The following is a 26657-nucleotide window of genomic DNA, read 5'->3' on the forward strand; positions in this document are numbered from 1 at the left end:
GATCATCCGTTTTGCCTGACGACCATAGCGGTCTGGAACCACCTGATCCCATCCCGAACTCAGACGTGAAACAGACCAGCGCCGATGGTAGTGTGGTTCGCCCATGTGAGAGTAGGTCATCGTCAGGCTCTTAATACCAAAACCCCCGACAGCGTTGCTGCCGGGGGTTTTTTCATTTCAGGTCTGGGAAAAATGAAAGTCTGCAGAAAGAATCCAAAGGCATTCTCTCTAAGCCAGGCAAATCCGATAGCGGAGCACGCCGGCCTCCTCCTCGCGAATCCATTCAATCCGGTGCCCTGTGATATCGCACAGCGCCTGCATGTCCTTACGGCCACTGGGGTCATCGGCCAGGAACTCGACCTGGGTCCCGCTGGGTAACCCCTGGGTGCGTTTCTTGAAGCGGAGAATAGGGAGGGGGCATACCAAGCCGACGGCATCGATCTGGTATACCTCGGTTTGATCAGTCAAGTCGTACACTCTCACTGCTGCCCTGTTCCGCTGAAGACCAGCCGAACTGGTTCAGAACAACCGGGGCGAGCGAGGCTATGATCAATGCTACGACAAATGCGGAAATCATTACCTTCATGATGATCCTCCTTTGCCTTGTTTGGCCTCTTCCTCTTCTACCCAGAGGTCGTGGTGCTGGCGAGCCCATTCCAGGTCAACCTGGCCGCTACCCATCGCATCGAATGCGCCTTCCATACCCACAGTGCCGATATAGATATGGGCGATGATGGCCAGCATCATCACGAATGCCACGATCGAATGCCAGATGTTGGCATATTGCATTTCCTCGTGTGGTGTCAGCTCTGTTGGCAGGCCCGTGCCCAGAATACTGTTGATGACACCGAAGGTGTCGCCAAAAAGAGGCATCTGGAAGGGGAACAGAAGCGATAATCCGGAAAGCGAGACAGACACACCCAGCAGCATCACGGTCCAGAAAACGACCTTCTGGCCTGCGTTGAATTTCCTGGCCGATGGATGGCCCTTGGTGAAGATGCCGCCCCCCGCCTTGATCCACTGCCAATCTAGTTTGTCAGGTATGTTATGCGCTACCCACATCACAAATGTCATAACCAGGCCGAGCATGAATGCCCAGGCAATGTTGTTGTGAAGCCACTTTGAACCGACTGCGAGGGTCGAAAAGGCATCGAGCCCGATCACCGGGATCAGGAAACTGCGGCCCATCAAGGTCAGCAGCCCCGTTACGCCCAGGGCTATGAACGAGCCGGCCAGCAGCCAGTGACCAAACCGCTCTATGGCTTTGAATCGTTCAATGGTCGAGCCCGCAGGGCCGCCATCAATCATGATTTTGCCACGCACAAAGTAGAACACCACGAGCAGCACGATGATCCCCAGCAGGGCACCACCGCCCCAGGTGATGATGGGTCCTTCCCGCAGTTTGTACCAACTGATGCCCCCGTCCTGGATCATGACGCCATTGGCCGGGCCCGGAGACTGCACGGTGGGGTCGATCTGGTTATAGCGAATCGCGCGCCAGGTGTCGGCATCCGAGACGCCGCCCCGGGTTCCCAGCTGTTCTGTGATTGGTGCCGCCTTCTCAGGATTGCCCAGATTTTCGGACCGGAAACTGTCGTCCAGTTTCTGCTGCTCCTGGCGGCGCATGATATCTTCGAGGGTCTGCGCACCCCCGGTTGCTGTGCGGTCAACCTCCGGGCCCTCTTGCGCCCAGGCAGGGTTGAATATCAGTGACGCCAGCACAAGGGCGGCGGCACCCAACAGACGTTTGTTCATCAGAGTACTCCAGCGGAATCTGCAAGAAGGTGTTGTGACTGAAGAAGTTCCGGAGCTCGGGGAGCTCCGGAACTTCGTTCAGATCAGCTTATGCACCTTTCTTCTCGTAGGCTGTGCCCCATCCCCAGGCGCCGGAACCGAAACCACGGTGAACCACGCGCTGGCGATAGATGTCCGCCACCTCGTTGCCGTCACCGGCAAGCAGGGCTTTGGTAGAGCACATTTCCGCACAGATCGGCAGTTTGCCTTCCGCAATACGGTTGCGGCCGTACTTGGTGAACTCGGCTGCGGAATTGTCTTCCTCAGGACCGCCTGCACAGAAGGTGCATTTGTCCATCTTGCCGCGGCTGCCAAAGTTGCCCGCTTGCGGGAACTGGGGCGCACCGAACGGGCAGGCGTAGAAACAATAGCCACAACCGATACACAGGTCCTTGGAATGCAGCACGATGCCGTCCTCGGTCTGGTAGAAGCAGTCCACCGGACAAACCGCCATACAGGGCGCGTCTGAACAGTGCATGCAAGCTACCGAGATCGAGCGCTCACCCGGTTTGCCATCTTCGATGGTTACCACTCGGCGACGGTTGATGCCCCAGGGGACTTCGTGCTCGTTTTTACAGGCCGTTACGCAGGCATTACATTCGATGCAGCGCTCGACGTCGCAAAGGAATTTTGCTCTTGCTTGTCCTTCAAGTGCCATGGTCTACACCTCTTGTTATGCTGGTTCGATCGCACACAGGGTGCACTTGGTCTCTTGCATCTGCGTGACCGAGTCGTACCCGTATGTCTGAACGGTGTTAGTGGATTCACCCAGTACGTAAGGATCGGAACCCTTCGGGTATTTGTCCCTCAGGTCCTTTCCTTCCAGGTGCCCGCCGAAGTGGAAAGGCATGAAGGCAACACCTTCGCCAACCCTTTCGGTCACCATGGCCTTAACCCTGATTCGTGCGCCCTCCGGGCCGGAAACCCAGACGTCTTTACCGTCACGGATGTTCAGGTTATTGGCATCACGCGGGTTTATTTCGATGAACATATCCTGCTGCAGTTCCGCCAGCCAGGGATTCGAGCGGGTTTCTTCACCACCACCTTCATACTCAACCAGACGGCCGGAGGTCAGAATGATGGGGAAGTCCTTGCTGAAATCCTTCTTCTGAATGGACTCATACAGGGTCGGCACGCGCCAGAAGGTCTTGTCGGCGTAGGTCGGGTAATCTTTGACCAGATCGCGCCGATTGGTGTAAAGCGGTTCACGGTGCAGAGGCACAGGGTCCGGGAAGTTCCAGACGATGGCGCGGGCCTTGGCGTTACCGAAGGGTGCGCACTCGTGCTTGATGGCCACACGCTGGATGCCGCCGGACAGGTCGGTTTTCCAGTTGGTCTCGGGGCCTGCCACCGCATCAATGCTGGCACGTTCCTCGGCTGTGAGGTCTTTATCCCAGCCCAGGTCCATCAGCATCTGCATGGTGAACTCCGGGTAGCCGTCCTTAATGTCGGAATCCTTGGAGTACACGCCATCGGCCAACAGGTTATTGCCGTTATGCTCAACACCGAAGCGGGCGCGGAAAGTCAGGCCGCCCTTGGACACCGGTAGCGACATGTCGTACAGGTTCGGTGTTCCCGGGTGGTTCATTTCCGCCGTACCCCAGCACGGCCATGGCAGACCGTAGATATCGCCATCGCAAGGTCCACCGACTGCGCGCAGGGTGGTCTTGTCGAAGTGATGCTGGTTGGCCATGTGTTTCTTCAGGCGCTCAGGCGACTGGCCGGTATAGCCTATAGTCCACATGCCACGGTTGAACTCATGGGTGATGTCCTCCACCACCGGTTCGTTGCCCTCAATGGCGATATTGCGGAACATGCGATCGGTGAAGCCGAACTTGTCCGCAAACAGCTTCATGATCTCGTGGTCGACCTTGGAGTCGAACAACGGCTCGATGACCTTTTCACGCCACTGCAGGGAACGGTTCGATGCGGTAACGGAACCGCGGGTTTCGAACTGGGTGGTTGCCGGCAGCAGGTAGGCACCGTCTTTGCGATCGTGCAGCACGGCTGACACGGTCGGGAACGGGTCTACAACCACCAGCAGGTCCAGTTTTTCCATCGCTTCTTTCATTTCGAGCATACGGGTCTGCGAGTTGGGCGCGTGGCCCCACAGCACCATGGCCCGTGTGTTGTCAGGCTGCTCGAGGTTTTCCTTGGCTTCCAGGACACCATCAATCCAGCGGGAAACCGGGATACCTTTCTCGTTCATCATGGGTTTGGTTTTGCCATTCCTGTCCAGGGTGGCAAAGCGGCCTTTCAGCCAATCGATGTCTTCTTCCCAGACCCGCGCCCAGTGGGCCCATGAACCAGCCGCCAGGCCATAGTAGCCGGGCAGGGTATCTGCCAGTACGCCGAGGTCGGTAGCGCCCTGAACGTTGTCGTGGCCACGGAAAATATTGGTACCGCCGCCAGCGACACCCATGTTGCCCAGTGCCAGTTGCAGGATGCTGTAAGCGCGGGTGTTGTTGTTACCGTTGGAGTGCTGGGTACCCCCCATACACCAGATCACCGTGCCCGGACGGTTATTGACCAGGGTGCGGGCGACACGTTCCAGCTGTGCGCCGGGGGTGCCGGTTACCCGCTCGACTTCCTCTGGGTTCCAGCGTTTGACCTCTTCGCGAATCTGCTCCATGCCGTATACGCGGGTACGGATGAATTCCTTGTCTTCCCAGCGGTTTTCGAAGATGTGCCAGAGAATACCCCAGACCAGCGCTACGTCAGTGCCCGGGCGGAAACGCACATACTCGTCGGCATGGGCGGCTGTGCGGGTGAAGCGCGGGTCACACACGATAAGCGGTGCGTTGTTCTCTTCCTTGGCTTTCAGGACGTGCAGCAGGGACACCGGATGCGCCTCGGCCGGGTTGCCCCCGATAATGAAAATGGCCTTGGAATTGTGGATGTCGTTGTACGAGTTGGTCATCGCACCGTAGCCCCAGGTGTTGGCTACACCGGCGACGGTGGTGGAGTGGCAGATTCGGGCCTGGTGGTCGACGTTATTGGTGCCCCAGTAGGCCGCAAACTTACGGAACAGATAGGCCTGCTCGTTGCTGAATTTCGCACTGCCCAGCCAGTAGACGGAATCAGGGCCGCTTTCCTCACGGATCTGCAGCATCTTGTCGCCGATTTCGTTAATGGCCGTATCCCAGGAAATCTTCTGCCACTGGCCGTTGACCATTTTCATGGGGTACTTCAGACGCCGTTCGCCGTGGGCGTGCTCCCGCACAGAAGCGCCTTTGGCGCAGTGTGAGCCCAGGTTGAACGGGCTGTCCCATCCGGGCTCCTGCCCGACCCAGGTGCCATTCTGTACCTCGGCAATCACGGTGCAGCCTACCGAGCAATGGGTGCATACAGACTTTTTAAGCACCATTTCCCCACCTTCGGTTGATGGGGTTGCAGCCTGAACCCGGCCCGATGTCAGTGATAAGGCCGCCAGGCCTCCCACCGTTACACCGGAAGCCGCCAGAAAACTACGACGGTCCATAGTCTTGGCAGCGAGGGATGAAAGTAAAGATCCTTTACGGGGGCCTTTCGCAACCCCGTTGGTCTTCTTCCGTAACATGTCACCTACCTCTCTCTTTTTATTCTCGTTTTTCCGGAGGTGTGATCATCCAAGAGCGTCACGCAACCTTGAATGATTCACGCATCCTTAAAAGCGAGCCGATTCGAAATACTTGCGAGTGTGTTCAGTGTCGCGCAGACCGCTGCTTTTCGGGGCGTCTGTTGCCACCCCGGCTGCAGCGTTCGGTGCAACGGCCATGGCAACAGCAGCGGGTGCTGCGGATGCGGCCAGTTGCAGGAAACGGCGCCGACTGTTTTCACGCTTCGGGCTGTCCATCGGACTCCTCCACCTGAGTTAAGGGATCGGGCAGATCCCGGTTATTGAATTGCAAAGGCATCCGCCTCTACCGCCATGAAGGCCCGGCCCAGCGAGCCGACCGGAGCGTAGAGGACTGAGCTTTGCGCTTCTTCCAGATCCGTAAAAAACAACGCCGCCCACTTTGCCATGTGGGCGTCAAAAAAAGCTTTCTGTGATGACACATCGCTGTCGCAGGCGAATTCGCCGGTAATAATGCCCGCCATGATTTCACACAGGGTACCGATGTGATCTTCCGGTTCTTTAACGCCGTCGCTGACCTTGACGCCCCGGGTCATCAGGTCGGTACGCAGGTCTGCCAGCGGTTTCTCGTTCAGGAAGCCGGTCAGGTAATAACTGGCATAGGGCAACAGCTCACCCCGGCCTACGCCAATGAACAGGTTATTGAACTCCTGCTCGGCGTCGACCGCCGTAGTACGTTGGGCAAGGGCAGCCAGGTTTTTGTAGGCGGAACCCAGGGGGGTGTCGTCACCCTGTAAGGACGCCAGCCCTTTGAGCAGCTCGTCCGAAGGCGGGCTGCTTAACAATACAGCCAGTAATTGGTAGATCTGGGCCCGGGCGCGGTCTTCGTCAGTGATCGAGCGGGGGCATTGAAGTGCAGCGGTATCAGACAAGTCTTTTTCCTTCGGGTTTTTGTACGACTTTTAGACAGTCATTTGTAAGTTATAGCCCTAACCTGTATCCGGTGCAATCATACTTCCGGCCTTCAGGATTCAAAACGCATCCTCGGTCTGTAGCGCGGCTCCCACTCTTCCTGGGTTTCTGAAGAAGCCGGCTCGGCCGAGAAAGGCTCTGCGGAAGGTATGACCGGGGTTTCGGGTGCCGGTTCATTGTCAGCGCTCACAGGTGGCGCCTGTTTGGGGGCAGGGGGAATCACGTTTGGAGAGCTCGCCTGGGGCTCGGCCTGAGTGTCGCCCTGTTCTTCACGGCGGGCGTTCTTATCGAACATGCCCTGTCCCACCTTATACAGGGTGTTTACGGTTTTGGTGGCGAGGGCGGCATCTGTATAGTCTTCATCGTAGTCATTCAGGCCGTCCAGCACCGCCAGTACCGGGTTGGTTTTCCACAGTGCCCGTAAGGCCTTGCGGCGCAGTAATTCCGGAATCTCTTTACGCATGAAGCCGGTGATGTCCGCACCCAGTTCAAGGGTGTCCGGATCGGGCAGGTGGTACTTCGCCAGCACCTCCTGCTCGGGCAGGGCTTCATTGAGGGCGAGCTCCTGTTCCTCGGGTGAAGGCTCGGGGTCATTGCTTTGGGGAGGAACAGGTTCGGCCGGTTTGCCCGCTTCGGCCTTTTTGCGCGCCCAGCGCTGAAGACGTGACTCAGCCATCAGTGAACCCTCGGCTTCTTGATATTGGAGGGGGCGCGGTAAACGTCGCTTTCCTGGCGAATCCGGGGGTCGCCCTTGCCGTCTTCTACGGTGTCGACAGCAACCTCATTGCGACGGCGTTTCTTGAAGGGCTCCTCGATGTAGTGCATGTCGATAAATTCCTTGATCCAGGCCGCCAGGGACTCGGGAATCGGAACCGGTTCGACAATGCTTTCGCCACTATCCAGGGAATCCAGCGCCTCATGGGCACTGGCGGTAACGGTGCTGACCACCCAGCCAGACGGGGACTGGCCGGTCTGGTCCTTGTCCATGACAATCCAGACTGAAGGCACGGCCATATTCAGGGAGACCAGGTAGCCCTCCACATCCGCGCGGAACAACTCCATGGTGACCGTGCCCGCGTGGTAATCGACCACTTCGCCCTCGCGAACCAGCTCTTTCCAGAACGCCTCCGGAGCGCCGGGTATCACCGCCACGGGCTTCCAGATGTCCTTCGCCCAGCGGGTTATCCCCGGGGTACGGCGTACAACGGCCCCCACCTGTAACTCACGTTTCCAATGCTCTGTACGACTGCTCATGGGAATTCTCGTTTTGTCATAGCCCTAAGCTAGCAGGACACAAACAATTATCCAATTGTCCTTACGTAAAAGCCTGTGGCATGCTCGAAAGTCAGAATTAATCTGTATACGCAGAAAAGCAACGAAAAGAGCCAAATTCCTGATGACGGCACACAAGACCCTACTGTTATGCACCTGTGACAAAACACAGAGCTTTGATCCGAAGGCACTGCAGGCGGCCGCGGCAGCCGAGCAGGTCATCGTGGTGGACCAGCTGTGCGGCACAGACATGAAAACCGCTGCGGAGCACCTGAGTGGCGCAAACGAAGTCCTTATTGCCTGTGGCCAGCAGGCGGCTCTGTTCGAGCGCCTGGGCGAGGATATACAGGCGGAGATTCAGCATTCCGCGCCCCTGAGCACCCTCGATATCCGGGATCGCGCCGGATGGAGTGCGCCGCAGGCTAATCCGAAACGCCTCCATGCCAAGCAGGCAGCGCTGATGGCCGCGGCTCAGTTACCGGCGCCCATGGCACCGGTGAAAACCATCCGTTCCAGCGGCGTATGCTGCGTTGTCGGCCCCACCGAGCAGGCCATACGCATGGCCGAACTGGTGCAGGACGAACTCGGCGTGACCTGTATCGTTAATGATGCGGGGCCGGTACAACTGCCCTCGGCGGCCTATGACGTGGCGAAGGGCAAGCTGACCGGTGCCTATGGCGCACTGGGCAACTTCAAGCTGGAGTTTTCCGGCCTGCAGATGATGAATCCCGCCGGCCGAGGCGAGCCCGGTTACGGCGAGGCGAAAGCCACCGCCCACAGTGAATGTGACATCTTTATCGACCTGCGCGGCATGGGTCCGGCATTCCCCAGCCACGAGAAACGTAACGGATACTTCTGGGCCGACCCGGCCAAGGCCGGGGAGCTTGAGCGCATTGCCCTGAACGCAAGGGAGTTGGTGGGCGAGTTCGAGAAGACCGTGTACTTCCGGCTGGAAGAATCCCTGTGTGCCCATTCCCGGGCCAATCAGCCGGGTTGTACCCGTTGCCTGGACGTATGCTGCACCGAGGCCATTTTCTCTGCCGGCGAACATATCCAGATCGACTCGGATATCTGTGCCGGTTGCGGCTCCTGCGCGGCGGTTTGCCCAACCTCTGCGATTACCATGAACGAGACCTCCTTCGAAGCCATCACACGAAACCTGGAGGTGATGGCCCGGGTTTATCGCGAACAATCTGGCGAGGCCCCGAGGCTGGTGTTTCATACCCTGGACGCCGGCGCTGAGGCGATTGCCTACCTGGCCCGTTACGACGATGGCCTGGCAGACGATCTGATCCCGCTCGGCCTGGAGCACATCGACCGGGTTGGCCACGCTGAAATCATGGCAGCCTTCGGTGCCGGTTACGCGGAAGTGCTGATTCTGCCGGACAACGAGATTGACCGCCGGGCGGTTGCGGCGGAAGTTGAACTGGCCCAGGCCATGCTGACGGGCACCCGTAACTCTCCCAGCCGGGTCCGGGTTACCGAAGCCATCGAACTCTGTGCCGCGGGCGACAACGCCGGGCGGGTGAGTGAACCGGTACTGCTGGTGGGCGGGCGCCGTGACATCACCCGGGTAACGGCCAATGCGATGGCAGATAACATCGAGGCGCCGATTCCGCTTCCGGCCGGCGCACCCTATGGCGCCGTCGAGATTGATTCCGATAAGTGCACGCTGTGCCTGGCCTGTGTGTCGCTGTGCCCTACCGGGGCCCTGGGTGATCACCCTGATCGGCCAGAAGTCCGCTTTACCGAAAACGCCTGCGTCCAGTGTGGCATCTGCCAGAGTACCTGCCCCGAGACGGCCATTACCCTGAAGCCTCAGCTGGATCTGTCGAAGGACGCGCTGAGCCCCCGGCCGTTGCATGGCGAGGAACCCTTCGAGTGCATCCAGTGTGGAGAGCCGTTTGGTGTTGCCAGCACCATTAACCGGATTGTTGAAAAGCTGGAGAACCAGCACTGGATGTACACCAAGTCTGATAATGTTCAGCTGATCAAAATGTGCGACGACTGTCGGGTCAAGGCCCAGTACCATGGCAACAACGCACCCATGGCGGGCGGTGAGCGCCCCCGGGTTCGCACCAGTGACGACTATCGGGACAGCTGAACACTAAACGGGAAGTAACATGGTTCAATACACCGAAGTAGGAAAAGAAAACCTGATTGGCACCGACGCGCCGCGGCCGCAGGACAAGAACCCGAGAGGCGTTGACCGGATTATTGCCATTGCCTCGGGCAAGGGCGGCGTGGGCAAGTCCACGGTGGCGTCGAATCTGGCGGTTGCGCTGGCCTCGAAAGGCCTGAAAGTAGGGCTGCTGGATGCCGACGTATACGGCCCCAGCCAGCCCCGCATGCTAGGTGTTTCAGGCCGCCCGTCCAGCCCCGATGGCCATACCATCCTGCCGCTGCGAAATCATGGGGTAACGCTGATGTCTCTGGGTTTGATGGCTCCGGAAGACGAAGCCATTGTCTGGCGTGGCCCCATGCTGATGGGCGCCCTGCAACAGATGATGAACCAGGTGGAGTGGGGCCGGCTGGACGTTCTGCTGGTGGACCTGCCCCCGGGGACCGGTGACGTGCAGATGACCCTGAGCCAGAAATTCTTTGTGGCCGGTGCTGTTGTGGTCTCCACGCCCCAGGATATTGCCTTGATGGATGCGCGCAAGGGTATCGACATGTTCCAGCGCATGGATGTGCCTCTGTTCGGTTTGATCGAGAACATGGCGTCGTTTATCTGCGACGGTTGCGGCAAAGAGCATCACCCGTTCGGGCACGGCGGTGCCCGGGCTGAGGCTGAAAAGCTTGGCGCGCCCTTCCTCGGAGAGATCCCGCTCGACCTGGATATCCGGTTGGGTTCGGACGGCGGTGTGCCGATCGTGGTCTCCAAGCCCGAGAGCCCGCAGGCCAAAGCTTTCCAACGCATTGCCGATGAAATCATCGCCTCTGACATCTACGCCCGGGCCATCCGATGATGCAGTCACCCCAGTTCCCGCCGTTGCTCACCGGCGAAGCGGTGCCGAGGCACATGGATCCGTTTGCCAAGGCGGTCAGCCGGGCCATTGCCGGGGTTGATTCGGGTACGGTGTTCTACTCGGAGGCCCCCGACACCCTGCATGCGGCCCTTGTGCTGGCACCGGAAACGCCCCTGGAAGAAGCCATCCAGGCTGTCTACGTGGCCCAGGTCGGGCTGGCGGAAAGCCTGGGCGCCCTGGCCCCGCCGGAAGTGCCGGTGCATTTCCAGTGGCCCGATCGAATCAAAGTGAATGGTGCTGTCTGCGGCAGCGTCCGCTTTGCGGCGGACGTATCCGATCCGAAAGCCTTCCCTAACTGGCTGGTGATTGGCATTGATGTGCCCTTTACCCCGGCAGGCGGTGAGCCAGGTGCCAACCCGAATGAAACCTGCCTGCACGAGGAAGGCTGTGTGGATATCACGCCCATGGCGTTGCTGGAAAGCTGGTCCAAACACACCCTGTTATGGCTGACCTACTTCCTGGACAGCGGGTTCGAGCGGGTACACAACGAATGGCGGCCCCGCTGCGACACCCTGGGTAAAACGATCGAGTATCCGAAGCCCGGGCTGTTTGTCGGGCTGGATGAAAAAGGCCGGATGCTGCTGCGGGAGGGTGTGATGACCGAAACAGTGAGCTTGATTGAATTCGCGGAGCATGTATGAAGCTGGCACGAACCCTGAGGCTGGACGTATCCGATGAAAATGTCTTTGAAAACCCGGCCCCCAGTGGTGAGTGGGCCATTTCCGGCGGCTTCGAGTTTTCCAACTGGACCGAAGCAGACCTGAAGGGCAAGGCCCGCCAGGCCTTCAGCAACGGCTGGTACAGCATCGAGTCTGGTGGCCGAGCCAGTTTTGTGGGGGTGTGCAACATCACCGAAGCGGAACTGGAGCAGTTACGCCAGACCCTGGCGCAAACCTTTGTCGAGATCTACGGCGCGCCGGATATTGATGCGGCCTATCCCGTGGCCTGCGAAGAAATCGACCAGATGCGCACCATGTGTGAGGACTTCGAAGACAATACCCTGCTGATGGTCAGCCGCCGGCTGACCGATCTTGGGGTTGAGGAAACCTACCGTTCCCGGGCCCCGCAGGATGCCTCGCTGGAGGCCTTTGCGGTGCACGGCAGCGTCGATTGATTACAGACCGAAGCTGCCGTAGGGAATGAACTTTACCGGGGTGCCCGGTTCGATCTGCCGGGCGCTTTCGTCCAGCTCGACCATGCCCTCAGACCAGGCCAGGCCGGTGACCCGACCGGAGCCTTCGGAACCGAATACCTCAACCTTTCCGTCACGAACCCGGGCGCGCAACATCTCGCTGCGCCCCGGTTTCTTGTTCTTGGAAAAGTTGGCCGGCACGAGATAACCCTGGGGCTCAAACCATTCCGCACCGGCCATCAAGGCCATGGCGGGCGCTCCAAAGCGCAATGCACAAACCCAGGCGGCAACCGGGTTACCCGGCAGGCCCACCACAGGTGTGCCCTTGAACATGGCCAGGGCCAGGGGGCGGCCGGGTTTGATGGCAATGCGCCAGTTGCTGATCTCGCCATGGGCTTTCAGGGTTTTCGACACGTGGTCTTCATCCCCGGCAGAAACACCGCCGCTGGTGAGGATCAGGTCGCACTGCTCCGCGCCGCGCTCCAGCGCCTCTTTCACAGCGTCAGGCCGATCCAGCACATGGCCCAGGTCGACCAGTTCATAGCCCAGCTGCGTGATCATCGAGCTCAGCATCGGGCGGTTGGCATCGTATATCTGCCAGTCAGTGACCGGGGCGCCAACGGGCTTTACTTCATCGCCGGTCGACAGCACGCCAACCCGCAGGCGCTGGTAAACGTCAACGGATTCCACGCCCACGCTGGCGAGTACGGAAATCTGGGTGGGGGTCAGGCGGATACCGGCGTTGAGAATCCGGTCCTGCACCTGGATATCCTCTCCGGCCAGGCGCCGGTTGGCGCCTGCCTTCAGTGTGCCGTTCAGGTGCAACTGGCCATTGATGACGTCGCAGTCTTCTTCCAACACTACCGTGTCTGTGCCTGCTGGCATGACTGCTCCGGTGAGGATGCGGATAGCGTGGCCTGCGGGAACCTGTTCCCTATAGGGTTCGCCGGCGGCGCTGCGGCCGTCTACCAGCGGCAGTGAGCAAGGCACTTCGGTCAGGGGGCCGGCAAACGCATAGCCATCAACCGCGGAATTGTTGCTGGGCGGGTGGGCCCGGGGAGCAAACACGTCTGTGGCCAGTATGCGGCCGTTCAGCTGCGAGAGAGGAACGCCCTGCTCCACACCCACCACCGGGTGTAAACGGGATCGCAAACGCTCCAGGGCCTCGTCGACCGGCGTCCAGTTCACGCCGGGAGGCAGGGCAAAACAGTCGTTACGAAGCGGTTTTACGGTGCTTTCTTGATTGGCGCTGCTGCTCATGACGGTTCACGCTTCAGGATAAAGTCAGCGATTCCGGAGACATCGTTGATGTCGAAAACCGGGCCTGGGAAATCCGCAGCATAGTCTGCCACGACGGCAACGATGCTGGAGTTCTCGTGATACAGGGCGGCGCGGGTGCTGTCCTTTCGGTGCACCTCGATTTTGGGGTGAGAGTGGGTTTTGAAACCCTCTACCACAACCCAATCGCAGGGGCCCAGCCGGGTTAGCAACTCGTCCAGCGTTGGCTCCCTGGCGCCCCGGAGTTCATGCATGATGGCAAAGCGCTGGCCGCCCGCCAGGATGACCTCCTGTGCGCCGGCCTCCCGGTGTTTGTAGCTGTCGGTTCCCGGTTGGTCCACATCCACCAGGTGATGGGCGTGCTTGATCGAGCTGACGTTCAGGCCCCGGGCGGATAATTCACGAATCACTGCGCTGGCCAGGGTGGTCTTGCCAGAATTCTTCCAGCCTACGAAGCCGATCACGTTCATTTCAGGTGCTGCTCCGCCCAGGCCAGGTCTTCCGGTGTGTTGATGTTGAAAAAGTCCGCCTCATCGAACATCACCAGCGACTCACCATGGGCCAGCGTCCACTGGCGGATTTTGCGTACGCCGTCGTTCAGCGCCGCCCTCAGGTCGTTCCGCAGCGAAACATCCCAGCGGCCAAAGGTTGGCTGGGGTATCCGGCCACGCTCCGGGTCCGGAGTTGCCGCCAGTACCACCGGAGCGTCGATGCCGGACAGGCGTTCGACCAGGTCGAGGGGAAATGACGGCGTGTCTGCCGCCACGCTGAACAGCCAGTCATGGCCCTGTTCAGCGGCCCAGTCCATGCCTGCCAGAATGCCGGCCAGGGGCCCGGCGTAATCCGGTATGGAGTCGGCGACCACGGGCAAGCCCAGATCATCGAAGCGGCCCAGGTCGCCATTGGCATTTAGCACCACAGCGTCTACCTGCGGCGTAATTCGGCCGATAACCCGTTGGATCAGGGACTGATCGCCCAGCATCAACCGGCCTTTATCAACACCGCCCATGCGGTTGGCCTGGCCGCCGGCCAGGATGACGGCGCACTTACTCATGTTCAGCCCCTTTTCGACGCATTTTTTTGTCTTCATCCGGCACCTGTGAAAGGTCCTGGTCGAACACCAGTCGGTGCTGGCCACTGAGGCAGGTGAACTTCTTGCCTCGCATCCGCCCGATCAGGGTCAGCCCGACCTGACGGGCAATATCCACGCCCCAGGCGGTGAAGCCGGACCGGCTGATCAACGTCGGAATGCCCATCAGGGAAGTCTTGATCACCATCTCGGATGTCAGGCGGCCGGTTGTATAGAGTACCTTGTCAGCTGCCGTAATGCCGTTGATATACATCCAGCCTGCGATCTTGTCGACGGCATTATGGCGCCCCACGTCTTCCATATAGGCCAGGATCTGGCGGCCCTGGCATAGCGCAGTACCGTGAATGGCGCCGGTTTCCATGTACAGGCTGGGGGTGTGGTTAATCTGGTACGAAAGGTCGTAGAAGGTGCTGGTGTGCACCGGGGTATCAGGCAGTGCCAGGCCTTCAAGGCCGGCCATCATATCGCCGAACACGGTGCCAACGGCGCAGCCGGAAGTGCGGGTTTTCTTCTCCAGCTTGTCTTCGACGTCTGTGGTGCCGGCGGTGCGAACCACGGCCACTTCGAGTTCTTCGTCGTAATCGATGCCGGTAACCTGGTCGGTTGCTTTCAGCATGCCCTGATTGAGCAAAAAGCCAAGAGCGAGGTATTCCGGGTGATCGCCGATGGTCATGGCCGTGACAATCTCCTGGCTGTTCAGGTAGATGGTCAGGGGGCGTTCTTCGATAACGCTGATCGACTTCGGTTGACCGGTTTCGTCAACGCCCTCGACTGAACGGGACAGCCGGGGGTCTTGAGGATCTGGAAGTATGGAATCAATCGTCATTTTGCTCTGGCCGTCTTATGGAGGCTGCAGAACGCAGCCTCTACATAGATTGCCAGAGATTAGCCTATTTGGCGTTCGGGAAAAACAGCTGCTCTCCATTCACCTTGAAGTCGGCAATGGCCTGCTGGCCGTCTTCTGAAATCAACCAGTTGTGCCACTTGGTGGCCAGGTCGTGCTTGAGGTGAGGGTGCTTTTCTTCAGACAGCAACAGGCTGCCATACTGGTTGAACAGCACATCGTCGCCTTCAAAGACCAGGGTGAGGTTCTGGCGGTTGCCGAAGGCTACCCAGGTGGCCCGGTCTGACATGACATAGGCATCCATGGCCGCTGCGGTATTCAGGGTTGGCCCCATGCCGCTGCCCAGTTCGCGGTACCAGTCGCCGTCTGGCTCAACCCCTGCATTTTCCCAGAGGCGCAGTTCAGCGCGGTTGGTGCCGCTATCGTCGCCCCGTGACGTGAAGGGTGCCTCGGCATTGGCAATGGCTGCGAAGGCTTCCGCTGCCGTTTTGGCGCTGCGGACGTCCGCAGGATCACTCTCCGGGCCAATCAGCACGAAATCGTTATACATGACATCAGCTCGCTCGGTGGCGTAGCCGTTTTCGATAAACCGCTTCTCGCCGGCCGTGTCATGCACCAGAAGACTGTCGGCATCGCCCCGGCGGGCAAGTTCAAACGCCTGGCCGGTACCCACGGCCACCACCCGTACGGCAATACCGGAGGCTTCTTCAAACTTGGGCAAGATGGAGTCGAACAGCCCCGAGTTCTCGGTGGAAGTTGTCGAGGCCAGGGTAATGTAATCCTCGGCATGGGCGCTGAGTGCCAGGCCCATGGCCGTCACACCGGCAAGTACCAGGTTCAGGGTTTTTTTCATTTTGTTTTCTCCGTTCGTGGGTAAGGGCATCTTTCGGAACAACTATTCGACCAGTTCGCCGGCCACAAATGCCTGAGCCTGTGGGGAAACGGGCTGGTTGAAGAAGGTTTCAGCAGGGGTGTGCTCGCGCAGCTTTCCGCCCGATAAAAACAACACATCGCCGGCAAGGCGCCGGGCCTGGTGGATATCGTGGGTGGTCATCACGATGCGGGTTCCCCGCTGGTGAAAATCACGGACGGCGGTCTCTACCGCCTTGATGGCTGCCGGATCAAGCGCAGAAGTGGGTTCATCCAGAAACAGCACCTGGGGCGAAAGTGCCCAGGCCCGGGCCAGCGTCAGGCGCTGCTGCTGGCCGCCGGAGAGCAACCGGGCCGGTGTCTTTGCGCAGGCAGCCAGGCCAAAGCGTTCGAGGGCGCCAAGCGCAAGCTTGCCGCGTTCCCGCCGGGGAACATTATTCACGGCCAGTGCGTGGATGAGGTTTGCCACCGCGGAGCGGCGCAACAGCACCGGTTGCTGGAATACCATGGCCTGGCGCGGGGGTGTCCCGCCGGACCACGAGACCTTCCCCTGACCGGGCGAAAGCAATCCGTGGGCCAACCGCAGGAGCAGGCTTTTGCCGGCTCCGTTAGGCCCCATCACCAGGGTGGGGCCAATGCCGTCCAGGGTGAAGGAACAGGGCCCCAGCAGCACCTTGTCTTCATGGCTGAAGGTCACGCCCTCAAACCGCAGTGCCGGCGGAGGGGCAATGGTTGAGGAAACCCGATGTGAGGCGCTCAATGAGGTCATCCTGTCCGCCTCCGGGTCAGTTCACCGACCATGTAGGCGCCGGCGTTAATCAGCATCACCAGAGTCAGCAGCACAATGCCAAGCCCAAGTGCCAGCGGCAGGTTGCCCTTGCCGGTTTCCAGCACGATGGCGGTGGTCATCACCCGGGTTACCCCGTCGATGTTGCCGCCCACCATCATCACCGCGCCCACTTCGGCACTGGCGCGGCCGAAACCGGCCAGCAGCACGGTTAACAGGGCAAAGCGGGCATCCCATAACAGGGTGGGCATCATGCGGGCCCGAGACATACCCAGAGACACGAACTGCTCCCGGTATTCGCCCAGCATTTCCTCTACCTTCTGGCGCGAAAGTGCGGCGAGGATCGGCAACACCAGCACCACCTGGGCAATAACCATGGCACCGGGGGTGAACAGAAACCCGAACTCACCCAGTGGGCCGGCACGGGAGAGCAGCAAGTACACCATGAGCCCGGCCACGACCGGAGGCAGCCCCATCAGGCCATTGAGCAGGACGATGACGCCGCCACGCCCGGGGAATCGCCAAAGTGCCACCGCGGCGCCAAGCGGAAATCCGAGTACGGCGGCGATCAGTACCGCCATAAGCGACACCTGCAGGGACAGCATCACGATCTGAAACAGCGCGGCGTCGAAGTTGATCAGTAGCGAAAGCGCCACATAGAACGCATTGTTTTCCAAAGCTGCGTCTCCTTATTATTTGAGCATCGTGGCGTTTCTAACTACGCTTTGCACAGCCGGCTGAAATATATGCAGTCAAAAACAGCAGTATGCTTTGCCGGACAGCAGGAGAAAGCAATGTCCCTTCCCACCTACCTCACCACCGCAGAGGCCGCCGAGTACCTGCGCCTGAAGGAGCGTAAAATCTACGACCTGGTCAGTCAGGGCGTGATTCCCTGTGTGCGGGTGACCGGAAAGCTGCTGTTTCCGCGCCAGCGTATTGACCTGTGGTTGATGAACCACCTGGAAGGGGACGACGCTGTCAGCGCGCCCACGCCGCCGGTTCTGGCCGGTAGCCAGGATCCGCTACTGGAGTGGGCCGTGAAGGAAAGCGGCGCGGAACTGGCGTTGTTGTGCCAGGGCAGTGGCGATGGGGTGCAGCGGCTGATTAACGGGCGGGCGCTGCTTGCCGGTATGCATATCTGGCATGCCGAAAGCCAGCGGTACAACGACCCGGCTACACTGGGGCTGGGCGGGATGCGTGACCTGGTGCTGATCCGGTGGGCGAAACGACAACAGGGGCTGCTCCTGGCTGCCGATAATCCCCATAAACTTGCACGGTTGGAAGATATCGCCCGCCCTGGTATTCGGGTTGCCCACCGCCAGCCCGATGCCGGTGTCAGCCATTTGTTGCAGAGCCTGCTTGCCCGCCATCGAATCGATGCAGAGCAACTCGGCTGGGCTTCGCACCCGTCACTCAGTGAGGATGATCTTGCGTTAGCTATCCGGCAGGGTGAGGCGGATATCGGCATTGGCATTGAAGCGGCGGCACGCCGGCAGGGGCTGGCGTTTATTCCGCTGCAACAGGAACATTTCGACCTGGCCATGCGCCGTCGCCACTATTTTGAGCCGGCCATGCAGCAGCTGCTGGCCTTTGCCGGCAGTGAGCGTTTTGCCCAACGGGCCGATGCACTGGGTGGCTATGATATCCGTGAATTGGGGCGAGTGGTTTATAACGCCTGACGAGTTGCCAGGTTAGAGAGACGGGTGGAACAGGAGCCAGCATGCTTACAACCCGAAAAGATTGGGTAAGAGAGGTCAGCGGCGCGCTAGGCGATATCGGCATGCTGCTGCCCCTGAGCCTTGGCGCGATTGCGGTTGCCGGGCTTGCGCCGGTGCCTGTGCTGCTGGGGTTTGCGGTGTTTTACATTGCGACCGGGTTATATTATCGCCTGCCGATCCCGGTACAGCCGATGAAAGCGGTTGCCGCATTACTGCTGACCACCCAGGTAAGCCACGAAAGCCTGGTGGCCAGTGGTATTCTGATCGGTGCCATCATGTTGCTGTTAGGGGTGAGCGGATGGATCAACCGAGTGGCTCGGCTGGTTCCGGGATCGATACTGAGCGGCCTTCAGCTGGGGCTGGGGCTCTTGCTGGCTGGCATGAGCCTGGATTTGATGGCGACGTCCTGGCTGGCGGGTCTGGCCACGTTGCTGGTGCTGGTCTTTATTCTGTGGCGGTTACCTGCCTGGCCGGCAACGCTGATCGGGTTGGCGGTGTCTTTGGCCGTTGGCGCAGTAACAGGGTCGCCGGGGCTTTCGCTGGCGATGCCGGATGCAGTTGCATTCCACTGGCCCGAACTGCCGGGCCTGAGTGACTGGCAGCAAGGGTTTTCGGTATTGGCGCTGCCACAGTTAGCCCTGACATTAACAAACGCAATCCTGCTAACCGCCTTATTGGCGGGAGACTATTTCGGAGAACAGGCTCATCGCGTCTCGCCGGCGCGCCTGTCGTTAAGCACCGGCCTGGCCAACCTCTGCCTGGTGCCCTTCGGTGCCTTGCCTATGTGCCACGGAGCCGGGGGGCTGGCGGCGCACTATCGCTTCGGTGCCAGAACCGGTGTGGCACCCGTCTTGCTGGGAGCAGGGCTGTTGCTGGTGGCTTTGATGCCGGGAGGGCTTTCGGTGATTGCGGCCATTCCCGCGGCAGGTCTGGGAGCCCTGCTGTTGGTTGCTGCTGTAGAGCTGGCGTCGTCGAAACGTCTGTGGACAGCCAGGCCGTCATGCTGGCCCGTGATAGGCGTAACCGCGCTGGTCACAGTATGGGCTGACCCGGTGTTCGGGCTTCTTGCGGGGATGATCGCGGAAGTGCTTCGGGCGGCCTGGGTGCGCCGGCAAAAGATTGCCTAGCGTACTGGCCACCCGCTGCACAGGACATACCGGGAGGCTGCTCGGATGTGCCCAGGATATCAGTGGCTGGTAGATACCCGAGCAGTCATGCCATGAAAACGCTCTTTAATGTTTTTTACCAGTTGGCTGAACTGCTCTTTGATGTACTGGTTGCGGTATTCGGTCGCCAGGGCGATATAGTGGTCGACTTCTGCCTGGGTAACGATGTTGCTGTCTTGCCGATTCATAATGGTGCCTCCTGAGGGTGACTGGCAATTTGTATGGTGCTTATGCTACGAGCTTCCAGGCCGATCAAAAAGCGATAAATTCTAAGCGCAATGCTGAGAAAAATTCACGATAAGGGTTTGCCCCTATGCGTCGACTTCCACCTTTAAATGCCTTGAAGATGTTCGAGGCTTCAGCAAGAAGCCTAAGTTTTTCAGGGGCTTCGGAGGAATTGTTCGTCACTCCGTCAGCGGTCAGTCACCAGGTTAAGACGCTTGAGAATTTTTTAGGTGTAGAGCTGTTCCATCGGAGCAACCGAAAAGTGACTCTGACCCCTCAGGGGGAGCAGTACCTGGCGTCTGTAAAGCACGCATTCGATGAGATCGAAATGGCAACGCAACGGCTCTCGGCGACCCAGGGTGCCAGCGTGGTGCAGATCAGCGTAGCGCCCAATTTCCTCATCCGGTGGTTGATGCCGCGGATGTCCCGGTTTCGCGCGTTATTTCCGGATGTCGAATTGCAGATCAATGCGTCTATGGGGTTACTGGATTTCAATCGGACCAGCACAGACATGGCGGTTTACTACGGGAATGGCGAGTGGGACGACATTGAAGTGGAGTTTCTGCGTAAAGTAATGCTGGTGCCCGTGTGCGGCCCTGGCCTCTTGCAGACCGGGCCACCGCTTGAGAAGCCCTCAGACCTGGCCAATCACACGTTAATCTACGTGAGCAAGCGAACCTGGGAGTGGGATAACTGGCTGAAGAAGGCCGGGGTTGAATTTATTACCCCCAAAGGCTCCATGCAGTTGTCCAGCAGCCAGCTGACTACTGCCGCAGCCCAGGAGAATCTCGGCGTGGCCCTGGCAGACCAGACCCTGATCTCCCGGGAAATCGAATCCGGCAAACTGGTGGTGCCTTTTGATATCCCGCTCGATACCAAAAAAGCGTTCTACCTGGTTTACCGGAAACACCGGCCGCTCACCAAAGGCATGGAGGCATTCAGGAACTGGTTGATGGATGAGTTGCAGGCGTAGTTGGCTATTGCAGTAAGGATCGTAAGGGTGCCTGAATATCAGGGCACTGCCTGGGCACCATTTGGGCACAAGCCAAAAAAAGGACCTGCGCTTTCACGCAAGTCCTTGATATTCATGGCGCGCCCGAGAGGATTCGAACCTCTGACCTCTGCCTCCGGAGGGCGCCGATTGGGGGCGGTTTGGAGTGAGGTCGGTGGGTCTAAATCGTTGTTCGTCAGTAACTTACAGGCCGGGCGGAAGTTCAAAAAAGTTCTTTTAACACCGCTAGTTACACGTTTTATCCCAAGTTTGGGCACACATTTGTCAGGTTAGAGATGGCTCTAACTGGACAGAATGACCACTGCCCCGACTGCTTAATTTCTAGTTTTGCAGTTTACTATGCGAACTTCAAGCTCAGAAAAAATGTCTGGTTTTAACTGTCCGAAATTGGACAGTAGTCGAGCGGGGTAGTCCGAAAGTCCGCCTGTAGAAAGCTATATTTTGCGAGAGAGTATCACCCATCGGCACTCGTTAATAGTCAAGGGTTGGCCGCATCAGAGGTTATCGTGAATAACGGGGGATGGTTTCGGCTAACCACCTGGCTGACACTTGGGGCGATTAGAATAAAGTGTAGTAACTCAGGCTTACCTGACACAAAGAACCGGTACCTGTAAAGTCGATTGACTACAGCTGAACTTTTAAAGTAATTGGGTGTTCTTACCTCAGTCTGGCGGCACGTTAATCCGGAAAAGCTGACCGCGTCGATGGGAGGGAACTAGAAAAGCGAGGGAAAGCGACTTAGTCTGCACATCTGATTGAATGGCCGTTGTAACGGTATGACTCGACATAGGCCATGCTCGTTAACTCTTGTATCAACCGGAGAGACTGGATTTGAGTTGTCGCTGCGGATGTGCCCTCCTGCTGTTTTTCGTCATTAGTGTTTTCCCAACCAACCTGAAGGCTGAAGTCGTGAACCTGTCCTGGGATAACGACCTGCTTACCGGAACCGATCGCGGCTATACAAACGGGGTGCGGTTGTCGTATCTGACGGACACCGCTGACGAGAGCGATGGAAGGTCAGCAAAATTTGCCCGGGTTCTGCGTGATGAGCTGCGCTTTCTGCCAGGTATTGGAACTGCCGATTCAAAGCAGGCGGTAAGCCTGAGTTTGCGGCAATTCATGGTCACACCTGAAGATATCACGGTTGAAGGTCCGCAGTTCGACGACATTCCCTATGCCGGCCACCTGTCGCTCAGCGGCACTCTCTGGAGCTGGAACGCCGATACGATTACCGGCTTTGGTGCTCACATTGGCGTTATTGGGCCCGAAAGCGGTGCCGAGTCGGTTCAGAAATGGGTGCACAAAGCCACTGGAAGCGACAAGCCGCAAGGGTGGGGGAATCAGCTTGGAACCGACGTGGTAGGTGGCATTCAGGCTGCGCATGGCCGAAAACTGTTGCAAGCCGGGCAGGGCGGCAACATTGAACAGCGTGTGTCGGTTATTGGGTCCGCGCTACTGTCGAGTTTTCGAACCTCCGTCAAAACCGGGTTGGTCTGGCAGCTTGGCAGACATCTTCCTATGAATTTTGTGCCGGACTACGCTGGCACCTCTTCAACCATCGCTTTGCCGGGTTCGTTTAACGATTCAGGCAGTAGCTGGTCCGTGTATGTAGGGCTGGGCGTTGATTATCTAGGCTACTCCTACATCGACGACAACGCGAGGGCTTACCGCTTCGACGAAGGGCCGTTGATCGGTCAGCTCGGCCTGGGTGCTACCTGGCAGTGGGATCACCTGCTGGCCTCTGTCACACTGCGTGCCACGACTAGCGAAGACGAGCGTCATAAAGACAACTTCAGCTTTGGGACGTTGTCAGTCTCTTGGGCAATATAGAACTGTCGGTTTTGACCGTTGCTTACGGGATGTGGTGGCGGCTTGTTCTCGCTGTTAAACAAAAGCGAACATTTATTCAGTTGCCGTGGCTAAGCAACAAGCTATTCCGTGCGCTCCAGTTAAGGCGGGTCCAAAGTAAGATCTTCCAACCCGAGATAACTGTCATCAGACCGAGCCTAGGAACGATAGAAATTCCACCACCTAAGCCAAGGATTGGGAAAACGCGCTCTCAGCGGTATGTTATCTAATCGCCATTTTTCGGGTAGCTTTGACTCTGGTTCGGCAATCACGACAAGGCCTAACTCGTGATCACTGAATGGTGTACGCAGGTCGGGCGGCAGCCTCCTGGATTCCTGGGGCACGCCTACGACCTGCGCTTTCATCCAGGTGCCGTCAGGGAATCGGAGCGACAAGGGCTGTCCGGGTTGTGCCAGGTCAACCAGCTCGGGCTTCAGGTACACCTCAACGGTGGGTTCTTTTTGCAACCTGATCCCCATAAGCCGTGTTCCTGCACCGACAGTTTCCCCTTCCACCACCGCTATTTCAGAAACGATACCGTTCATTGGCGCAGTCACCGTTAACAGGTTCAGTTGCTGGCGGACCTGTTCCAAAAGCAAGCGATCGCGTGAACGGGCTTGCTGCTCCGCAGCCTGTGGCTGCAAGCTTTGCCTGAAGCTTGCAAGTTCTGACAGGCGACTATCCAGTTGGTCCCGGGCGGCCAATAACTCGCCCCTTGTTGCAGCTCCCACGGCAACCAGCTGATCAAGCTCCCGAACCCGGGTTCTAGCCCGCTCCACGCGTCTATTCAGACTGCTTCGCTGAAGCTCATTGTCAGAAGCAACGTGCCCGCCTGATAGCGACGCCTCCAGTGTCGCCTTCTGTGTCAACAGTGATTCGTTACGCATGGATGCGAGCATCTCGCCTTCTCGGACACGGCTACCCGGCTGAACATGCAACTTATCCAAAGAGCCAGTGAGCATGGCCCGCACATCGGCCGTTGGCAGGTTAGTACGGGCCGGCGCCTCGGTCAGAGCTACCTCCATAATCAGACTGCCAACAAACCAGATAAAAGGGCTCGCCACTAGCAAAAGAATCAGATACCAGCGAAGGCGGAAGGCGGCCCTTTTGCCCGGCGCATAGAGCACTTTCATGCCCTCTTCTCGGGTTGGGTCCTGCTCTTTCTGACTGGAAAAACGTACCTTCATGGGTTGCTCCTGGGTTGAGAACCCTCTGGTTGTCCGGGATACGCAGGGTGGTTGCGCCAGTCCTGCCACTCGATACTGAAAATGTCTTTGTGCCCGAACGACTCTTCGATCCCGACCAGATCCTCAAGCGTAAGACTATGCCAGCTCTGCGAGTCCGGCAGAGTCGATTCAACACTCTGTGTTAACCGAAAAGAAAGCTGCGGCCACTGCTGTCTCGCAACATCCATCAGCTCTACCGCCCTTTCTGTGCGAGTGGTGTAGATCATGAGGGAAACCTCTCGAATTCCGAGTTCTGAAAGTCGGCAGGGAACACAGGTGCTGTTTTCATTTTGACCGGTAAACCAGCGATGGTGGCTGACCAGGGTGACTGGCCAGGGGCTGGCATCAACAGCAACGTTCACGGTTTTGATCCATTGTTGCAGGCGCCGCTCTGGCACGGGCCACCCCAATTGCTCTACCTCAAGGTCCAGGTGCAGCCCGGCAAAGGGAAGATCAGACAGCTGGCTGATCAATCGCGCCAGATCTCCGCGATGCTCCTCAGTTAACCAGAGAGGGTCGCCGAGTAGCAGGTCTACACGGATTTGGAGATCACGGGCCTCGCGCACAAGGGCAGCTATTGAGCTTTGAAGACCCTCAGGCTGACGCACCTGGCGACTGTTCAGGCCCAGGTAAAGCTGGTTGAAACCCGCTTTAGCCAATGCCTGCAAGTGGCCTTGCCTTTGCAAAGAGGAGCCCAACAGCGGTTGGCTTTCCCAAAGATAAACCGCCCGAACGGGCTCTTGATTGCTCAAGGGCGTTTCGTCTCCGGGCCATTCAAAAACCTCGTCTCCCAGCAACTCACTGGTTTCGTCACTGTGTTCTGCCACTCTCATCAGGCCCGCAAGCTCTTTCAATGCGCCGCGCCAAGCTCGATAAAGGTTCAGATGGGACTCGACTTCCTCCAATCTGGCGGTACGCAGCGCCATATAGCCGGGCTCGGAATCCAGTGTCAGTCGTTGTTGGCGTTCCTGACGAAGCCGGCTGGCTAGGGAACGCTGTTCAATAGCTTCAGTCACGTCATCCAGTGCATCGTGATAACGGATCAGGTTATCTTCCAGGTAGAGTCGCCATTGGTCCCTTTCGGCGGTCAGGCGTTCACGGCTCGCCCGGTACTGGGCTTTGCCAGGCGATTCATGGTGATTGCCCGCAAGCGCCCCAAGTGGAACTTCAAAGGTGACGCCAGCGACTAGCCCGCTGCCGGTGCCGGTTGTATCCAGCCGCCGGTTTAACTGCTGGGAAATAGTGAAGTTAGAATCAATGCGGTCTGACCAGTGATCCTGGCGGTCGTTAGCGACAGTTTCCAGTGCCCGTTTGCGGGCTTCGACGGTCGGGTGCTTGTTGATGGCATGCCACCAGTGGGCCAAAGGCGCTGGACGGTCAGCGAGCGAAGGGCGCTCTGGCTCCGCACTCTGGGTTAGAGCGGCTCCCGAGAGACGGCCCGTGCGCTCGCGCAACAACAGGCGGTGTCTCTCACTGCTTTCGCAGGATCGCATAACGCGGTCCCATCGCTGCTCCAGCCACTGCAGCTCCGATGTTCTGAGTGACTGCTGGCCGGCTCGCTCCCGCGCGCTTGCCAGTTCGTTTGCAGCAACCGCTCGCCATTGTTCGCACTGGCCGCTGATGGCTGAAGCGTGCCACCAATCGATATAGCTCTGCCGAAGAAAAAAACGCTGAGTGGAACGCTGGTCAAAAGTTTCGTGCTTCTGCCGGATCAGAGCCAGCTCAGAGTCTGTAACAGCCTCGTTTCGTTTATCCAGAGTGCCCATCAGCGGATACCGCAATCCGACTCTGACTCCATAGCCACCATATCTGTCCAGATCACCTCCGGGCTGAATTTCGCTGATGTAGCCCATATCGGCACCACCAAAAACGGACCAGCCACGTTCCTCTATTCGGTACTCCTTTTCTATCGCCAGTCTTTCCCGTTCAGCGTCAAGAGCACGCACGTCCGCACTGTCGGTCATCTCGGCTAGCAGCGTGTCCAGGGTGACGGCCTGGGAGGCTCCGGAGTAGACGGCGAAGAGTAGCGTAAGGGGCAAAAACAGGCTTTGGTGCATCAGAAGCGCTTGCCTTTTCGGAGGACCCACCAAGGTGCCATGCCGCTTTCTTCGTGGCCTCGGCGGAACATTTCGTTAAGTGTGCAGACGACGCCCCAGCAACGAAGCAGGAACATGAACAGCGGGAAAATCGGTAAAAGGGGCAACATTTTAAGCTCTTCTTTTGGACGCTCTGATACCAGGATCAGGCCAGTCAGGTAAAACATGACTGTCGTCGCGAAGTACACCAGATAGATCACAGCAAAGAGCATCAGCATGGCTTCCAATGGAAGTACTACCAGGCCCACCATCGTGTAGCCCACGATCAGGAAAGGTAAAACCAGTTGAAAGAACAAGCCGCTGAGAAGCGTCATCAAAAAATTGGGCCAGCCCATCAGGCGGGGGGTCATGCTGTCGGCATGCTTTCGGATGTACAGGAAGTAGAGATCACCGTCCCACCGAAGGCGCTGCATGAAAAACGATCGAAACGTATCAGGCACGTCCGTATATCCGATCGCTGCAGGCTCAAATGGGATACGAAACGGACGCCGTCCAAAATAGTTCTTGATCCGAAGTGTGAGGTCCAAGTCCTCCGCGGTATGAGTGTCCCAGCCGCCGATGTGAAGCAGGAATTCGCGCCGGAAGGCTCCGAAGGCACCCGATGCGTATTCCAGACCAAGGTTGCCACTGATTCCAGACGAAGCCTGCCACCCATTCCACGCGAAAGCTGCCACTGATTCCACGGCAAAGCTGCCACCTTGGCAGGCTGCCTGATTTCCCCATCAAAACGTCCGGCGCGGGA

Annotated in this window: 28 protein-coding genes and 1 rRNA gene; 9 read left to right on the plus strand and 20 right to left on the minus strand. The window is 58.6% G+C overall.

Going from position 1 to position 26657, the window contains the following annotated elements; genetic code table 11:
* Positions 1–14 precede the first annotated feature (14 nt).
* Positions 15–128 (plus strand): 5S ribosomal RNA (rrf, locus tag H3Z84_RS01720).
* Positions 129–228: 100 nt separating this feature from the next.
* Here rrf and H3Z84_RS01725 read toward each other — a convergent pair.
* From H3Z84_RS01725 to H3Z84_RS01760, 9 genes are all read right to left on the minus strand, one after another.
* On the minus strand, positions 229–468 hold the full coding sequence (locus tag H3Z84_RS01725) for a sulfurtransferase TusA family protein (protein WP_036219863.1): 240 nt from the start codon (positions 466–468) through the stop codon (positions 229–231).
* The gene (locus H3Z84_RS17160; RefSeq protein ID WP_266096169.1) at positions 461–586 is read right to left on the minus strand and encodes a hypothetical protein; all 126 of its coding nucleotides are present in this window, start codon (positions 584–586) and stop codon (positions 461–463) included. Before H3Z84_RS17160 ends, H3Z84_RS01725 begins: the two co-directional genes overlap by 8 nt.
* The gene (locus tag H3Z84_RS01730) at positions 583–1755 is read right to left on the minus strand and encodes a formate dehydrogenase subunit gamma (protein WP_199456031.1); all 1173 of its coding nucleotides are present in this window, start codon (positions 1753–1755) and stop codon (positions 583–585) included. The genes H3Z84_RS17160 and H3Z84_RS01730 overlap by 4 nt, the downstream gene beginning before the upstream one ends.
* An 88-nt stretch (positions 1756–1843) precedes the next feature.
* Positions 1844–2452, minus strand: a complete 609-nt coding sequence (fdh3B, locus tag H3Z84_RS01735) for a formate dehydrogenase FDH3 subunit beta (protein WP_199456032.1) — start codon at positions 2450–2452, stop codon at positions 1844–1846.
* Positions 2453–2467: 15 nt separating this feature from the next.
* Complete coding sequence (locus tag H3Z84_RS01740; protein ID WP_416225841.1) at positions 2468–5353, minus strand: formate dehydrogenase subunit alpha; 2886 nt, start codon at positions 5351–5353, stop codon at positions 2468–2470.
* An 87-nt stretch (positions 5354–5440) separates the two neighbouring features.
* On the minus strand, positions 5441–5629 hold the full coding sequence (locus H3Z84_RS01745; protein ID WP_199456033.1) for a hypothetical protein: 189 nt from the start codon (positions 5627–5629) through the stop codon (positions 5441–5443).
* Between the two features lie 41 nt (positions 5630–5670).
* Positions 5671–6282, minus strand: coding sequence for a TorD/DmsD family molecular chaperone (locus tag H3Z84_RS01750; RefSeq protein WP_199456034.1), 612 nt, complete (start codon positions 6280–6282; stop codon positions 5671–5673).
* A 92-nt stretch (positions 6283–6374) separates the two neighbouring features.
* A complete protein-coding gene (locus tag H3Z84_RS01755) occupies positions 6375–6998 on the minus strand; it encodes a DUF3306 domain-containing protein (protein ID WP_199456035.1) in 624 nt (207 codons plus the stop codon).
* On the minus strand, positions 6998–7576 hold the full coding sequence (locus H3Z84_RS01760; RefSeq protein ID WP_199456036.1) for a DUF3305 domain-containing protein: 579 nt from the start codon (positions 7574–7576) through the stop codon (positions 6998–7000). The genes H3Z84_RS01755 and H3Z84_RS01760 overlap by 1 nt, the downstream gene beginning before the upstream one ends.
* A 142-nt stretch (positions 7577–7718) precedes the next feature.
* Here H3Z84_RS01760 and H3Z84_RS01765 point away from each other — a divergent pair, with 142 nt between their 5' ends.
* From H3Z84_RS01765 to H3Z84_RS01780, 4 genes are read left to right on the plus strand one after another with little or no spacing between them, the layout of a single operon-like run.
* On the plus strand, positions 7719–9698 hold the full coding sequence (locus H3Z84_RS01765) for a 4Fe-4S binding protein (RefSeq protein WP_199456037.1): 1980 nt from the start codon (positions 7719–7721) through the stop codon (positions 9696–9698).
* A gap of 19 nt (positions 9699–9717) precedes the next feature.
* Positions 9718–10563, plus strand: coding sequence for an Mrp/NBP35 family ATP-binding protein (locus H3Z84_RS01770; protein WP_199456038.1), 846 nt, complete (start codon positions 9718–9720; stop codon positions 10561–10563).
* Positions 10560–11264, plus strand: a complete 705-nt coding sequence (locus tag H3Z84_RS01775; protein ID WP_199456039.1) for a biotin/lipoate--protein ligase family protein — start codon at positions 10560–10562, stop codon at positions 11262–11264. Before H3Z84_RS01770 ends, H3Z84_RS01775 begins: the two co-directional genes overlap by 4 nt.
* Positions 11261–11737, plus strand: a complete 477-nt coding sequence (locus tag H3Z84_RS01780; RefSeq protein WP_199456040.1) for a DUF6505 family protein — start codon at positions 11261–11263, stop codon at positions 11735–11737. Before H3Z84_RS01775 ends, H3Z84_RS01780 begins: the two co-directional genes overlap by 4 nt.
* On the opposite strand, the gene H3Z84_RS01785 is transcribed toward H3Z84_RS01780, so the two are convergent.
* The 7 genes from H3Z84_RS01785 to H3Z84_RS01815 all read right to left on the minus strand — a co-directional run bounded on the left by H3Z84_RS01785 (position 11738) and on the right by H3Z84_RS01815 (position 17301).
* Positions 11738–13015, minus strand: coding sequence for a molybdopterin-binding protein (locus H3Z84_RS01785; RefSeq protein ID WP_199456041.1), 1278 nt, complete (start codon positions 13013–13015; stop codon positions 11738–11740).
* Positions 13012–13503 (minus strand): molybdopterin-guanine dinucleotide biosynthesis protein B, encoded by a 492-nt coding sequence (gene mobB, locus H3Z84_RS01790; protein ID WP_199456042.1) that lies wholly within the window; start codon positions 13501–13503, stop codon positions 13012–13014. The genes H3Z84_RS01785 and mobB overlap by 4 nt, the downstream gene beginning before the upstream one ends.
* Complete coding sequence (gene mobA, locus H3Z84_RS01795) at positions 13500–14087, minus strand: molybdenum cofactor guanylyltransferase MobA (RefSeq protein ID WP_199456043.1); 588 nt, start codon at positions 14085–14087, stop codon at positions 13500–13502. Before mobA ends, mobB begins: the two co-directional genes overlap by 4 nt.
* Positions 14080–14949: a formate dehydrogenase accessory sulfurtransferase FdhD gene (locus H3Z84_RS01800; protein WP_199456044.1), complete on the minus strand. Its 870-nt coding sequence runs from the start codon at positions 14947–14949 to the stop codon at positions 14080–14082. Before H3Z84_RS01800 ends, mobA begins: the two co-directional genes overlap by 8 nt.
* Before the next feature lie 64 nt (positions 14950–15013).
* Positions 15014–15820, minus strand: coding sequence for a substrate-binding domain-containing protein (locus H3Z84_RS01805; protein WP_199456045.1), 807 nt, complete (start codon positions 15818–15820; stop codon positions 15014–15016).
* Positions 15821–15862: 42 nt separating this feature from the next.
* On the minus strand, positions 15863–16606 hold the full coding sequence (locus H3Z84_RS01810; RefSeq protein ID WP_199456046.1) for an ATP-binding cassette domain-containing protein: 744 nt from the start codon (positions 16604–16606) through the stop codon (positions 15863–15865).
* Positions 16603–17301 carry an ABC transporter permease gene (locus H3Z84_RS01815; RefSeq protein ID WP_199456047.1) on the minus strand — a complete coding sequence of 233 codons (699 nt, stop codon included), beginning with the start codon at positions 17299–17301 and terminating at the stop codon, positions 16603–16605. Before H3Z84_RS01815 ends, H3Z84_RS01810 begins: the two co-directional genes overlap by 4 nt.
* 117 nt (positions 17302–17418) lie before the next feature.
* On the opposite strand from H3Z84_RS01815, the gene H3Z84_RS01820 reads away from it, so the two are divergent.
* Both H3Z84_RS01820 and H3Z84_RS01825 read left to right on the plus strand, forming a co-directional pair.
* The gene (locus tag H3Z84_RS01820; RefSeq protein WP_022989805.1) at positions 17419–18303 is read left to right on the plus strand and encodes a helix-turn-helix transcriptional regulator; all 885 of its coding nucleotides are present in this window, start codon (positions 17419–17421) and stop codon (positions 18301–18303) included.
* 41 nt (positions 18304–18344) lie between these two features.
* Positions 18345–19469, plus strand: coding sequence for a putative sulfate/molybdate transporter (locus tag H3Z84_RS01825; RefSeq protein WP_199456048.1), 1125 nt, complete (start codon positions 18345–18347; stop codon positions 19467–19469).
* A 59-nt stretch (positions 19470–19528) separates the two neighbouring features.
* On the opposite strand, the gene H3Z84_RS01830 is transcribed toward H3Z84_RS01825, so the two are convergent.
* Complete coding sequence (locus H3Z84_RS01830) at positions 19529–19696, minus strand: RSP_7527 family protein (RefSeq protein WP_199456049.1); 168 nt, start codon at positions 19694–19696, stop codon at positions 19529–19531.
* Between the two features lie 125 nt (positions 19697–19821).
* Here H3Z84_RS01830 and gcvA point away from each other — a divergent pair, with 125 nt between their 5' ends.
* The gene (gene gcvA / locus H3Z84_RS01835; RefSeq protein ID WP_199456050.1) at positions 19822–20706 is read left to right on the plus strand and encodes a transcriptional regulator GcvA; all 885 of its coding nucleotides are present in this window, start codon (positions 19822–19824) and stop codon (positions 20704–20706) included.
* A gap of 870 nt (positions 20707–21576) precedes the next feature.
* Complete coding sequence (locus H3Z84_RS01840; RefSeq protein WP_199456051.1) at positions 21577–22575, plus strand: lipid A deacylase LpxR family protein; 999 nt, start codon at positions 21577–21579, stop codon at positions 22573–22575.
* 176 nt (positions 22576–22751) lie between these two features.
* Here the strand turns inward: H3Z84_RS01840 and H3Z84_RS01845 are convergent, their stop codons facing one another.
* The 3 genes from H3Z84_RS01845 to H3Z84_RS01855 are packed head-to-tail and all read right to left on the minus strand — an operon-like array spanning position 22752 to position 26598.
* Positions 22752–23780, minus strand: coding sequence for an HlyD family secretion protein (locus H3Z84_RS01845; RefSeq protein WP_199456052.1), 1029 nt, complete (start codon positions 23778–23780; stop codon positions 22752–22754).
* Positions 23777–25876, minus strand: a complete 2100-nt coding sequence (locus tag H3Z84_RS01850; protein WP_199456053.1) for a hypothetical protein — start codon at positions 25874–25876, stop codon at positions 23777–23779. Before H3Z84_RS01850 ends, H3Z84_RS01845 begins: the two co-directional genes overlap by 4 nt.
* Entirely contained in the window at positions 25876–26598 is a 723-nt protein-coding gene (locus tag H3Z84_RS01855) for a glycosyltransferase family 2 protein (protein WP_323126943.1), read from the minus strand. Before H3Z84_RS01855 ends, H3Z84_RS01850 begins: the two co-directional genes overlap by 1 nt.
* Between the last annotated feature and the right edge of the window lie 59 nt (positions 26599–26657).

The organism is Marinobacter sp. bablab_jr003, from assembly GCF_016464245.1.
GTDB classification, from domain to species: domain Bacteria; phylum Pseudomonadota; class Gammaproteobacteria; order Pseudomonadales; family Oleiphilaceae; genus Marinobacter; species Marinobacter vinifirmus.